The following is a 12,106-nucleotide window of genomic DNA, read 5'->3' on the forward strand; positions in this document are numbered from 1 at the left end:
GCCTACTTACAGCGCTTTCCTAATGCCCAGATGTTTTTCTATGACGAGTCTTTTCAGGCGGTACAGTCTGCGAAACACAATTTGGCGGTCAATATGCCTACAAACCGTGCTGAGTTTATTGCTTGTGACGGCTTGAGCAAGGCTAAGTCTAATTCATTGGAATTGATTCTTTGTAACCCGCCGTTTCATCAGCAAAATACGGTGAGCACTTCGATAGCCCAATCCTTTTTCAAAGAAGCCAAACGTGCATTGAAAACGGGTGGCGAGGTATGGCTCGTGGCAAATCGGCACCTTGGCTACCATTCTGACTTGAAAAGAATATTTGGTAACTTTGAAAATATCGCAGCGAATAAGAAGTTTGTAATTCTCAAAGCTGGGAAGTAAGCCATTCCTTAAAATATGAATAATATTCATGTTTGTGTTAGTCTGGGATTTTATGATCTCAGGTAGGCTGGACTTTTACTTGGTTTAGACTGCAGATCCAAAAAAATAATAAGACTAGTTGGATAATATGGACGCAAACTATTTTTCTAAGCTATCGCTCGCTCTGAGTCAGGCAGGCCTTGCTAGCCCTGTACTGCTTGTCGATAAATCTTTGTTGGATGAAAATATTGCACGCTTGAAAGAAACCCTAGAAAAAGGGTTTGCCTATCGAGTGGTGGCAAAATCTTTACCCAGTATTCCTATGCTGGAATATATACTGTCCGAAACTAATTCCTCTCGTTTAATGTGCTTTCACCTTCCTTTTCTTATACATATTGCAGAGCATAAATGGCCCGTAAAGCCGGACTTGTTGTTAGGAAAACCTATGCCTGTCATGGCGCTTAGAGCTTTCTATCAGTGGTATGAGAAGCAAGGTGAGCCGCTAGACTTTGAGCCAGCAGAGCAAGTTCAATGGCTGATTGACTCAAATGAACGCTTGAACGAGTACGAGGCTGTTGCTTTAGAGTCAGGGCTCAAGATGAAGGTTAACCTTGAGGTCGACGTGGGTTTGCATCGTGGTGGCTTTGCTGACATGAGTGAGTTTAGGTCTTGTCTAGAGCGTATTAAACAATCTGATTTATTGAGCCTTAGCGGACTAATGGGTTACGACTACCACGTTGCCAAGGCGCTTAATATTTTGGAAGGAAGGGCTGTCGTGGCTCGTGCTGCAAAAAGTAGCTATCAGCGTTTTGTTAATGTGGTTGACGAAGTATTTGGTTCTCATGAAGGGCTATGTTTAAACGCAGGGGGAAGCCCAACTTATTCCTTGTATCAGCAAGGCGATTTTAGGAATGAATTAGCAGTTTCGTCAGCTCTGGTTAAGCCCAGCGACTTTGATATTCCAACTCTGGAGCATCATGTGCCTGCCGCATTTATTGCTGCCCCCATTTTAAAGGTAATTGAAAAACCAAGTTTGCCCATTGCTTCATCTTTATCTCCTTTTTTGCGGAGTGCGAAGCTGTTACCGAAGAAGGCGTGCTTTATTTATGGTGGCAATTGGCTTGCTGATCCGTGCTATCCAGAAGGCTCTGAACGAGTGAAGTTGTACGGTTGCTCAAGCAATCAGGAAATGTATTCGCTTGCAGAGTCTTCTGAGCTAAAGCCTAACGACTATATGTTCTTCCGGCCCAGACAAAGTGAAGCCTTGTTTCTCCAGTTCGGGCAAATAGCTGTCTATGATCAGGGAAAGATTGTTGCTTGGTGGTCTGTATTTGATACCTCAAAAACACCTCGCTGGGAGCAATAGTTGTAGTGATGGGTATTTTCTTTATTCTCGTTTTACTCAGCTTTCCCGCTGTGTTGATTGTCGCTGCTCAGCGCTGGGCCATTCTCGACAAGCTGGGTGTCGTGGTGTTGGCTTTTGCCTCGGGTATTGTGCTATCGGGTTTCAATATCCAGAACTACTTGCCCGGTAGCGATGTGCTCTCGATCCAAACTCAGGTAACTGAAGTCGCCATAGCCTTGGCAATTCCAATGCTGGCTTTTTCAATGGATATTAAGTCTGCTTTTCACTTGGCTGGGCCAACGATTAAAGCCATGATTCTAGCATTGTTTAGCGTGATGATTATCACGACGATTCTGTCTTTACTGTTTGATGGGCGAATAGAGCATTTGTGGCAAGTTGCTGGATTAGCGGTCGGCGCGTATACCGGAGGAGGCCCGAATATGGCGGCTATTAGTGCGGCAATTGAAGGTGAGCAGTCGGTGTTTATTACGATGACCAGCTATGATATTTTGCTGTCGGCCTTATATCTATTATTTGTTGTGAGCCTCGCAAAACCGCTGTTTAGCCGGTTTTTAAAAGCCTTCAATGAAAGCGAAAAGTTGCCCTTGAATAGCACGTCGGGTGGGGGGCTCTTTGATCACTTGAGTGATGAAAGTTCACATGCCTATAAGCAGCTAGTGAGCAAAGAAAATGTTTTAAATGTTGCCTCTGTACTCGGCTTTGCAGTGTTGGCATTGGTTATTGGTATAGGCCTTTCTCAGTTGTTCCCGAAAAGTATGTCTTCAGTAGTGACGATAGTGGCGATTACGAGTGCTGGTCTGGGCTTGTCATTTTTTCCTCAGGTAAAGCGTTTGAAGCAGAGCTTTCATTGCGGCATGTATTTGGTGCTAGTGTTTTGTTTTACCATGGGCACAATGACCAACTTGGAAATTCTAAGTGCTCTGAATGTAGAGTTATTTCTCTTTATCGCCTTGTTATTGGTTGGCACGTTAATTCTGCATGCTAGTTTATGCAAGCTATTTAAAGTCGATACAGATACCTTCTTGATTAGTTCGGCCGCAGCCATCATGTCGGTGCCATTTATACCCGTCGTGGCGGGTGCTTTGAAGAATAAATCGCTAATAGTCCCAGGTTTCGCCGCTGCAATTCTTGGCTATATCCTGGGTAACTATTTAGGGATTACGCTCGCCTACTTGATACGCTGGTTGAGCTCTTAAAGTAAATCGTTGCCTACCAACTCCAGGACAGTCCAATATCAACTGATAAGCCAGAATCCGCTAGGCCGTTTTCAACGTTATATAGTGATGCGACGGTATTTTTCTGATCAAAAATATTATTCACGTTTATATACATAGCACGTTCGCCTTCGCCTGATTTAGAGTCGAAGTGTTTAAGAAGGCTGAGGTCAGTACGAAAATAATCATCTGCATCCTCTGGCGCAATTTGCGTCACCTCTAGCGTTGTCGGGTTTGTCGAGGTTATATAGTCACCCTCACTATAGTTGAGCATTGCTCTTTGTTTGATTGATAGCTCGATATTGCTATCAGCAAGTAGGTAGTTACCCTGAAGTGTAAAAATCCACTGTGGGAAAGCTAAATAATCACTATTGAGTTCTTTATTCTCGCTTCGAACATAGCTACTGCTGCCAACTAACTCAAACCTCTTGAACTGTTTTCGACCAGAAAGCTCAACACCATAAGACTCATTTCTACCTGTGTTGAAATATTTCTGAGAAGAGCCCGTTGTTGGCACTAAAACGATGCCTTCTTTCCAGCGACTTGAAAACAGAGTTAACTCTGTAGAATAGTCATTAGCGAGAAAATGATTGACCCACTCAATCGTATCAATTTCCTCTGGTTTGATGCTCTCGTTTGCTTCAATTGCCTGAACAGAGCCAAATCTCTCAATTGCTGTGGGCGCTCTAAAAGCGTGGCCGTAAAGAAGCTTGGAGCTATAGTTTTCATTGACTTTGACAATGAGCCCTGCTCTTGGCGAAAGGTGAGAGCCGACATCTGAGTAATCGTCTGCTCTGAGACCATAGACAGCATGCAGTTTGTCATTAAATAAGCCTGTCTTGGCTTGGAATAGTGCATACCTAATGTGTCGTTTAGAATTCTTATAAGGGTTGTCTTGATCAACAAGGGTGCTGCCATTTAAGTCGATCCGGGAGTAGTTGCTACCGTTGACGATAAATCGGTCATAACCAGCACCGAGAACCCATTGCGTTGAGGCTTCAGGCGATTTGCCTTTTAACTGAAGTTTCGCGCCACTACGTTGCTCATTTGTAGATTGATAGAGTGTGTGAGGGCAGTAAAGAGGGTTATTGGTCGTATTGGTTCCATCTTTACAGTCAAAAGAAGTGATTGGTATATCGTTAGGCGCGTACACGAGGCTTATCGGGTAGCGTGCATTGTCAAATGACCATTCTTGCTTACTCTGCCAATGATAGATTTGAGTGCCCAGTTCAATGCTATCGCTAAGCTGGTAATCGTAAGATAAGCTTGCGAGCCAGAAGCTGGAATCTTGCCCTGAATGTTCCCGATCTTCAGTTAAGCTGGTAGATTGCACGTCAAAATTATCATCAATACGGGTAAAGAACTGGGTGCCGGTGCTTGGAAAACCAGATGCCAAATAGTTTGCGTAGTATGAAAAAAACTCGACACGTCCTGTATCGACTTTGCCAGCGCTCAATTTTATAAAGCCACTTTGATCACGATAGGCATAGTGTCTTTCGGAGTTATAGAGCAAACCGTCATCAGGATCGGTGTAGCGATAGTTCAAGTTTTGATCGCTCTGTCGGGCAAATGCTAAGCCGGCATTGAGTATGCTATCTTCGAATGTCTGTGCGACAAATAGAGAGGCTTTGGTATAACCATCACTGCCTACTTTACTTCTAATCTGGGTCTCATCTTTATTAGAGTCTTTGAGTTGTCGAGCAATTACACCATGAAAAGCATCGCTTCCATAGAGTGTACTGCCGGGCCCTCTAACCATTTCTATACGGCTTAAATGATCAAGATTGATAATCGGTTTATCATACAACGAGGTCGCATAAGTGTAGCTGTTTAAGGGGACGCCATTTAAAGTGTTGGCAATGCCGCGCACCGATAGCTCTGTAGTGAAGCCGCGAATTGCTATTGCTTCGGCACCACCCCAAGTAGGGTAACTTGCCACGGAAGGAACACTTTCCAGCACATCACTTAAGCGTTTTGCTCCTGTTTTTTGCCAGTCATTTTCGGTCAGAAGAGATACGCTAGACGCTGCGTCCAGCTCTGACTCTTCAAATACTGATGCAACAGTTACTTTGAGGTTCATTAAGTCCTGAATGGACATTTGGACTGTGTGATCGAGATAATGAGGTAATGTATAAAGCGGCACCACTACATGATATTGGGAAGATCGCTATCCCTGATCATATCCTTAACAAGCCTGGTAAGCTAACACCTCAAGAGTGGGAGGTTATGCAGTCTCATGCCCAGATCGGTTACGATATACTTTCGACGTCTGACTTAGAGGTCTTGCGAGCGGGCGCGCTCATTGCAGGTGGGCATCACGAGAACTGGGACGGTTCAGGCTATCCAAACGGTATTGCGGGTGAAGATATTCATATCTTTGCGCGAATTGCTTCGGTGGCAGATGTGTTCGATGCGCTGGTGAATCGTCGATGCTATAAACAAGCTAGGTCTATAGACGAGACATTAAACTTCTTCAAAGAGATGAAAGGCACTAAGTTCGAGCCGCGTTTGGTTGATTTATTACTCGATACCCAAGAAGAGCTAATGAAAATTCAAGAGGCGCATGCCGATTAGGCATGCGCATACGATACTAGGTTTTACGCTTAGAATGCTAAGGCAAAGCCTAGTAGTATCGATAGAGTAGCGAGACCGGATGCAACAATGATTGTCGCCATTGCCTTGTCTTGTTTGGCTGCATCAGAACGAGTAAACGACGCTCTATCTTCGAAGGTCATTTGTTTTAGCGGTGCAGCTAGCATTGGCTTCATTTCGTTATCAACTAAAATTGAATCGTTGGCTGGGTTGTCCTTGCCTGAGCCTTTTTTAGTTTGATGAGGAATGCCGTTAATTCGTGTCTGAAAAGTTGTATTTTCGGCTTCTTCTTGTTCACTCTCTTGCAGCAACTCCAGCGCCCAGCTTTCATCAACCTCTTGCGGTTCAGTGCTCCGGTATGCTGTATAGGTTTGGTTAAACTTTTCGTATAGTGCAGTGGTTTCTTGAAGTGTGAGAGTCTGATCCTGCGCTTTTTGAGAGACCATATTCAAAATACGCGCACGCTCGTCGTGTATCTGTTTATTGTCTTGCTCTAATGCTGAGTTTCCGTAATCTTCAATTGTTGCTACTGACATGATTCGTTCCTGAATTAATTGCCTTCTCTCTCCTTGGCGAACCGTTATCTTAAAACGATAAACGTCGAAAAGGCGTTAAAAGTAAATTCCAATTTGCTTCTTATTACAGGTTCTTTGAATCGATATTATCGGGGGGAGAATAGGAATTCAAAAGCCATATCAAGCTCTTGATTCTATTTCGATAGTGAGTGCTCAATGCAGTTCACTATGACTAACTCTTCCCTGTTATTGTTGTAGATCGAGATACTATCCTGATGTGGGCAATCATAGGTGGAAAGCTGCAAGTGGTCAATGTTTGCCGTGTGAGACATTGACCATTCTTGATGAGGGAAAAATCGATAAATTAAAGTGCTCGAGTTTCTCCAACCTTCATCAATAAAGCATTTTCATCGCCATAGCTTTGATCTATAGCGGCTTGTTTAAAGCGAGGAGGGGCTTCAAATGGGTCTTCAGGTGTCAGCATGATAGCCCCCCAATGCATGCCGATGGTTTTCTGTGCTTTGATACTTCTTGCAATTTCAATGGCATCTTCAGGTGTCGCGTGAACAGAACGCATATACCTTCTTGGCTCATAGGCGCCAATACCAATTAAGGCCAAATCGAAGGGGCCTGCCCGTTCACCTATCTCCTTGAATATCTCACCTTTCGCTGTATCGCCCGAGAACCATATGCTTCTTTCCTTGGAGCGGAAGCTGAAGCTTGCCCATAGGGTCTTGTTGGTATCAAAGAGGCCTCTGCCAGAGAAATGCACGGCGGGTAGTGTGGTGATGGTTAGTTCTTCGACTTGTGTTTCTTGCCACCAGTCTTGCTCAATAACACGCTTGTAGCCTCGCGATGTTAAGAAGCGCTTAAGGCCCAAGGGTACGATGACTAAAGTTTCTTTTTTGTAGGGGTAGGCTCGAAGGGCTAAGTCATCTAAGTGGTCATAGTGGTTGTGGCTGATGGCTATGATATCGGCTTGGGGTAATGACTTGGCGTCAAATGCAGAAGGCACAAAACGTTTGGGGCCTAAAGAACCAAGGCCAGCAACTTCACTCAAGAAGGGGTCGGTAATGATAACTTTGTTGTTTAGGCGGAGGATAAAGGCTGCATGACCTATCCAGGTGATGCTAGGTTGCGGTGTATCGCGGTATTGCTGCTCCACTTGCTCCTTGGGCAGAATGTGGCCTTCAGGTATAGAAGGCATTCTATTTGCGAAGGGGAAGGTGGTAAAGAAGCGTATTGCTTCCCAAGTGCTACTAGTGCGTTTTGGGCTGCCGGGAGGGTTTCGAAACCCTCCTACTGGTAGATGATGTTGGGGGCGCTTGCTTGTCGACACTTGTGCTATTTCTTTCGTTTAACTGATTTTTTCTTGGCGCTTGTTTTCTTTCCAGAGGTTTTCTTTTTCTTCTTAGAACCAGCCGCTTTTCCGGAAGCTTTGAGTTTTTTCGGGCCTTTATAGTGACCTTCAAGCTCTTTAACTTTACGTCGCTTGAAGGTCTGCTTTAGAAAACGCTCTATACCGGCCATAAGGTTAAATTCAGGCGCGGAAATAAGGGTGATGGCTAAACCCTTTTCGCCCGCTCTGCCGGTGCGACCTATACGGTGGACATATATCTCACCACGCCTCGGCATTTCGAAGTTGATCACCAGATCCATGCCTTCAATATCAATACCTCGTGCAGCAATATCTGTAGCGACCATTACTTTCAGCTCGTTACGGCGCATTTTGCTCATCACGAGATTTCGTTGTTTCTGGTCTTTGTCTCCGTGTAATACACCAGCGCTAATTTCTTGTTGCTGCATGACACGGTAAACCTGATCTACTTGCTCTTTCGAGTTACAAAAGACAATGCTGTGACGATATGTTTCGTTTCTTAGTAGCCAGCATAGTAGTTGGTATTTGTGAGCGTTATCGTCAGCAAAGATGATTTGCTGATCAATTGATGTGTGAGTATCGCTTGTTTGGTTTAGCTCATACACTTTTGGCTCATCTAGCAACTGGTCTGCCAGGCCTCGAAGTGCTTTATTGGCTAGTGTTGCTGAATAGAGCTGCGTTTGACGCCGTTGATGACAGTGTTCTGAAATAGATAGAATCTCATCGCTAAAGCCCATGTCGAGTAAGCGGTCTGCTTCATCAAGTATCAGGATGTCTACCGAAGAAAGGTCTAACAGGTCTCTGGCAAGCAATTCAGACAAACGCCCCGGTGTTGCCACGATAAAGTGTGGCGGGTTTTGAATGATTTCGGTCTGTTTGTGGATGTCAGTACCGCCACCGATATGACCCAACTTAAGTGCTGTAAAGCGAGCTAGCTGTTTTGCCTGCTTAAGCACTTGTTGGGCGAGTTCACGTGTAGGAACCAATACCAGGGCAAGTATGTCACCGCCTTCTTCATGCATTATTTGGTCGAAGGTAGGGAGTAGATAGGCAGCCGTTTTACCACTACCTGTCTCAGCGCTGACAAATAAGTCTTCGCCATCGAGCGCGTCAACCAGGGTTTTTTCCTGAACTTCAGTCGGTTCTTTAAAACCTGCTTCTTCTATTGCTTGAATTAAACTGTCTTCGAGTTCACTGAACACAAATATTACCCTCTTCGAATGTGAAGCGGATAATACCAAATTAGAGCAAGAGTTATTAGAAGAAAGGAGAGAAATCGAGAAGTATTAAAATAAACAAGTAGATACTTGATTCTATCTGATTGCGCGCTTTACTCTAGACTTCTTCCCAATACTAACAATCTAATGTTGAACAAATCATATATGAATACCAAGCTAATTCACCTTTTTTCCCTGGTTTTCCTTATTCTTTTGCTTATTTCTACCAGCCTTTTTGCACGACCCAAAATTGGTTTGGCTTTGGGAGGAGGTGGTGCCAAAGGCGGTGCTCATGTTGGTGTGCTTAAAGCCTTAGAGCGTGAGCAGATTCCTGTTGATTACATAGCGGGCACCAGTATTGGCTCGATCGTAGGTGGCCTATATGCCATGGGTTACAGCGCGGCAGAGATTGAGAAGAAGATGATGGCTACTACGTGGGAGGAAGGTTACTCAGACTCGATTCCTCGTCAAGATTTACCTTATCGCTTAAAGCAAAGAGACCAATTTAATGTACCCTTGGATATAGGGCTGCGTGATTACCAAATTACCTCGCCAAGTGGTTTGTTGTATGGTCAGCGTGCCGCGCAGCTATTACGTGAGACCTTTGGTATGGTGCCGGTGCTATCGAGCTTTGATCAGCTGTCGATACCTTATCGAGCAATTGCGACCGACCTGAGCCGCAACGAGCAAGTTACACTAGATCACGGAGACCTACTTAGTGCTATGAGAGCCTCGGCCAATGTGCCTGGTGTGTTGGCACCTGTAAACTGGGACGGGCAGTTGTTAGTTGATGGTGGTTTGGTAAATAACGTTCCAATAGATGTCGTGAAACAAATGGGGGCGGATATCGTTATCGCAGTAGATATCGGGGATGAGTTAGCTAAGCCTGAATCCTTGACTGATACTTTTTCTATCTTGGGGCAGCTCTCTAACTTTCTCACCGTGGCCTCGACTGAAAAACAAAAGGCACACCTGGCGGCTGAAGATATTCTAATAAAGCCTGATATTGATAATTTGAGTACGACTGATTGGTCAACCTTTCACTTGGGAATACAAGAAGGTCTTGAAGCGGCTGAATATCATTTGTTGTCATTGCAGGCTTTGTCACTTTCGGAGGCAGAGTATCAGTCTTACCTGTTGGCAAAAGAGAGGGTGAAAAACCGTTTGGTGCGTGTGCAAAAAGAAGCATTTAAACAGATTAGAATAGATAACCACTCCAATGCTCATCAAAGTATTATTTCAGAAAACCTGGATTTAAAAGCGGGTGAGAAGTTAAGTCCGAGTCAACTTAACCAGGCATTAAGTCGAGTATATTCCCTTGATGAGTTTCAGCGAGTTGATGCCAGAATAATCCCCGAGAACGATCAGCACAGTGTCATAGTTACTGCCGAAGGAAAAGATTGGGGGCCGAACTTCCTTGAGTTTGGCTTGGGCTGGGAAACCAATTTTACCGATCAGTCAAAGACGGATCTTGATTTGGCTTATACCGCGACTAACCTAAGCGTTAATGGTGGAGAGTGGCGTTCGCAACTAGAGCTGGGAAGTGATCCTGAGTTAAATACGGAGTTATATTGGCCACTAACAAAATCCCGTACTTTTTATACTTTAGGTCGCTATGCCTTCGAGTCTGTTGACTGGCGTCTACTTGACCTCAATGTTCTTCCCTTAACTGTCGAGCAGAATATTCATCAGCTTCGGGCGGGTTTGGGGTTTAACTTTTCCAGGAATGGAATACTTGAAGTGGGCGGTTTGGCTGAAGTGGGGAGTTTGGATAATGACTATTTACTCTCCAAAAAGATAAACTATGACACGTATGGAGCTTATCTTAAACTGGGTTATGACAGCTTAAATAGTGCCAGCTTTCCAACAGAAGGAAATCGAATTGAGCTTTCCCTTATTCATAAAGAAGAAGATGCTGATAATGTAACGCTTCAAGATGGAGGGCAAAGTGATTTCGGCGTCCAGTCTACTCAGCTTGGCTTTGAGTGGAAGGGCGCGATTAGTATTGATAGCCATGCCTTTGTAGGCAAGGCTGCTTTTAATAAGATGTTCGTAGATGATGGCGAACACAGTGTTAACAATGCTTCTTTAGGTGGTTTTTTAAACCTGTCCGGTTTTAACGAGCGAGACCTGAGCGGGCCGCATAAGGCCTTTATGGCATTGATTTATCAATACGACTTACGTGGAGGCTTTATTAGAAAAACAGGTTTGCCCTTATACGTAGGACTTAGCGCAGAAGCTGGGAATGTGTGGAGACAGGATGAGAAAGTCGACCTCGAAGAGCTTATTTATGGTGGTAGTATCTATCTAGGCACCGACACCATAATGGGCCCAGTTGCTTTGGGCTACGGTGCCAATGATCATGGTGCCAGCTCGGTATACTTTTACCTGGGTTACGAGCTGTAAGTTTGCCGCTAAGAGAAGTATTCCACTATCCAGGTATAGAGTAGGTCGACGCTTATATCTGCCAGCTTGATTTGCTGAAATGCATCATCAGGGTCCTTATCTCGGTAAGCGAACTGATACATAAGCTGTTCGGGCTGTTCATCATGCAGAATCAAGATGATTCGTTTACCACTTTTCAGACAATCAATTGTCATGACGTCGGCCGGAATCCCGTTAGCTCGCATATTTTTGCTGACACCGACAACCGGATTAATGTTGGCGTGCTCTTGCTGGATTTTTACGTGAGTGTCGGTGGCCAGGTCGGAGAGAATGGATAAGGGGGTTGTGCTCACGAAGGCTCCTCGTCATGTTTGCTGTGGCTGGTTTGATGAATCATCTCTGCAGGTCTAAATAGCTGTTCTAATAAATAGCTTTTGAAAGACTCTGGGTATTCGAGAGTGTCGAGAGCTTTCTCCATACATAGCATCCAGGCGTCTCTTTCTTCACTATCTATGGTGAGGTGGCTATGTACTTTAGGGATGCTAATCGATCCAAAGTGTTGCATATACAAACGCGGTCCACCCATCCACCCGGCCAGGAAGTAGGTGAGCTTCTGTCGGGATAGAGTCAAATCTTCAGGGTGCATTTTCCGAATGACTTGTGCTTCGGGTAGGGTATCCATCATTAAATAGAACGTATCAACTAAACGTGTCAGTCCCGGTTCACCGCCTGCGGCAACAAAGGTCGAGTCACCTTGGCCATACTGTTTATCGCTAATATTCATTAAGTTATCTAACTTTGTTTTCTCACACTTACCAAGCCTTTACTAGCTTAAGCAATGTTTTGTCAGTTTGTTCAGTGCCCTGATTTAAACCATGCCTCATCACTTCCAGAGGTATAATTCAGTCGCGGCCACAAATAGTTTGAGCAGTTGATTCAGCACGATTGGAGATTTGATAAGGGCGTTTAGTTTCTGAGCTTGTCATGTGCTTAATAATGACGTGAAAAATCTTGAAGTCAAATTGAGTGATACTAAATCGTGATTGGCTTATCTGGAAGGGCGGATTCGTTTAATA

11 protein-coding genes are annotated in these 12,106 nt (G+C 44.5%); 5 read left to right on the top strand and 6 right to left on the bottom strand.

Annotated features, from left to right (window positions below):
* From A3756_RS11100 to A3756_RS11110, 3 genes are all read left to right on the top strand, one after another.
* Positions 1-384: class I SAM-dependent methyltransferase (locus tag A3756_RS11100; RefSeq protein WP_156490417.1), on the top strand; the 384-nt coding region annotated here is incomplete at its 5' end.
* Positions 385-511: 127 nt separating this feature from the next.
* Positions 512-1,729: an alanine racemase gene (locus A3756_RS11105; RefSeq protein ID WP_068510870.1), complete on the top strand. Its 1,218-nt coding sequence runs from the start codon at positions 512-514 to the stop codon at positions 1,727-1,729.
* Between the two features lie 8 nt (positions 1,730-1,737).
* On the top strand, positions 1,738-2,925 hold the full coding sequence (locus A3756_RS11110) for a DUF819 family protein (RefSeq protein ID WP_068553504.1): 1,188 nt from the start codon (positions 1,738-1,740) through the stop codon (positions 2,923-2,925).
* A gap of 13 nt (positions 2,926-2,938) precedes the next feature.
* Here A3756_RS11110 and A3756_RS11115 read toward each other — a convergent pair whose 3' ends face one another.
* Positions 2,939-5,023, bottom strand: a complete 2,085-nt coding sequence (locus tag A3756_RS11115; RefSeq protein ID WP_068509502.1) for a TonB-dependent receptor — start codon at positions 5,021-5,023, stop codon at positions 2,939-2,941.
* Positions 5,024-5,046: 23 nt separating this feature from the next.
* On the opposite strand from A3756_RS11115, the gene A3756_RS11120 reads away from it, so the two are divergent.
* Positions 5,047-5,517 carry an HD-GYP domain-containing protein gene (locus A3756_RS11120; protein WP_082907151.1) on the top strand — a complete coding sequence of 157 codons (471 nt, stop codon included), beginning with the start codon at positions 5,047-5,049 and terminating at the stop codon, positions 5,515-5,517.
* A gap of 29 nt (positions 5,518-5,546) precedes the next feature.
* Here the strand turns inward: A3756_RS11120 and A3756_RS11125 are convergent, their stop codons facing one another.
* The 3 genes from A3756_RS11125 to A3756_RS11135 all read right to left on the bottom strand — a co-directional run bounded on the left by A3756_RS11125 (position 5,547) and on the right by A3756_RS11135 (position 8,630).
* Positions 5,547-6,071: a hypothetical protein gene (locus A3756_RS11125; RefSeq protein ID WP_068509498.1), complete on the bottom strand. Its 525-nt coding sequence runs from the start codon at positions 6,069-6,071 to the stop codon at positions 5,547-5,549.
* A gap of 343 nt (positions 6,072-6,414) precedes the next feature.
* Positions 6,415-7,389: an MBL fold metallo-hydrolase gene (locus A3756_RS11130; protein ID WP_068509495.1), complete on the bottom strand. Its 975-nt coding sequence runs from the start codon at positions 7,387-7,389 to the stop codon at positions 6,415-6,417.
* Positions 7,390-7,394: 5 nt separating this feature from the next.
* Positions 7,395-8,630 (bottom strand): DEAD/DEAH box helicase, encoded by a 1,236-nt coding sequence (locus A3756_RS11135; RefSeq protein WP_197469805.1) that lies wholly within the window; start codon positions 8,628-8,630, stop codon positions 7,395-7,397.
* A gap of 180 nt (positions 8,631-8,810) precedes the next feature.
* Here A3756_RS11135 and A3756_RS11140 point away from each other — a divergent pair, with 180 nt between their 5' ends.
* A complete protein-coding gene (locus tag A3756_RS11140; protein ID WP_068509510.1) occupies positions 8,811-11,051 on the top strand; it encodes a patatin-like phospholipase family protein in 2,241 nt (746 codons plus the stop codon).
* An 8-nt stretch (positions 11,052-11,059) separates the two neighbouring features.
* On the opposite strand, the gene A3756_RS11145 is transcribed toward A3756_RS11140, so the two are convergent.
* Together A3756_RS11145 and A3756_RS11150 are read right to left on the bottom strand one after the other, a co-directional pair.
* The gene (locus A3756_RS11145) at positions 11,060-11,383 is read right to left on the bottom strand and encodes a hypothetical protein (RefSeq protein ID WP_068509494.1); all 324 of its coding nucleotides are present in this window, start codon (positions 11,381-11,383) and stop codon (positions 11,060-11,062) included.
* Positions 11,380-11,814, bottom strand: a complete 435-nt coding sequence (locus A3756_RS11150) for a group II truncated hemoglobin (protein ID WP_068509492.1) — start codon at positions 11,812-11,814, stop codon at positions 11,380-11,382. The genes A3756_RS11145 and A3756_RS11150 overlap by 4 nt, the downstream gene beginning before the upstream one ends.
* Positions 11,815-12,106: the final 292 nt, after the last annotated feature.

The sequence above is a fragment of the Oleiphilus sp. HI0086 genome (assembly GCF_001635225.1).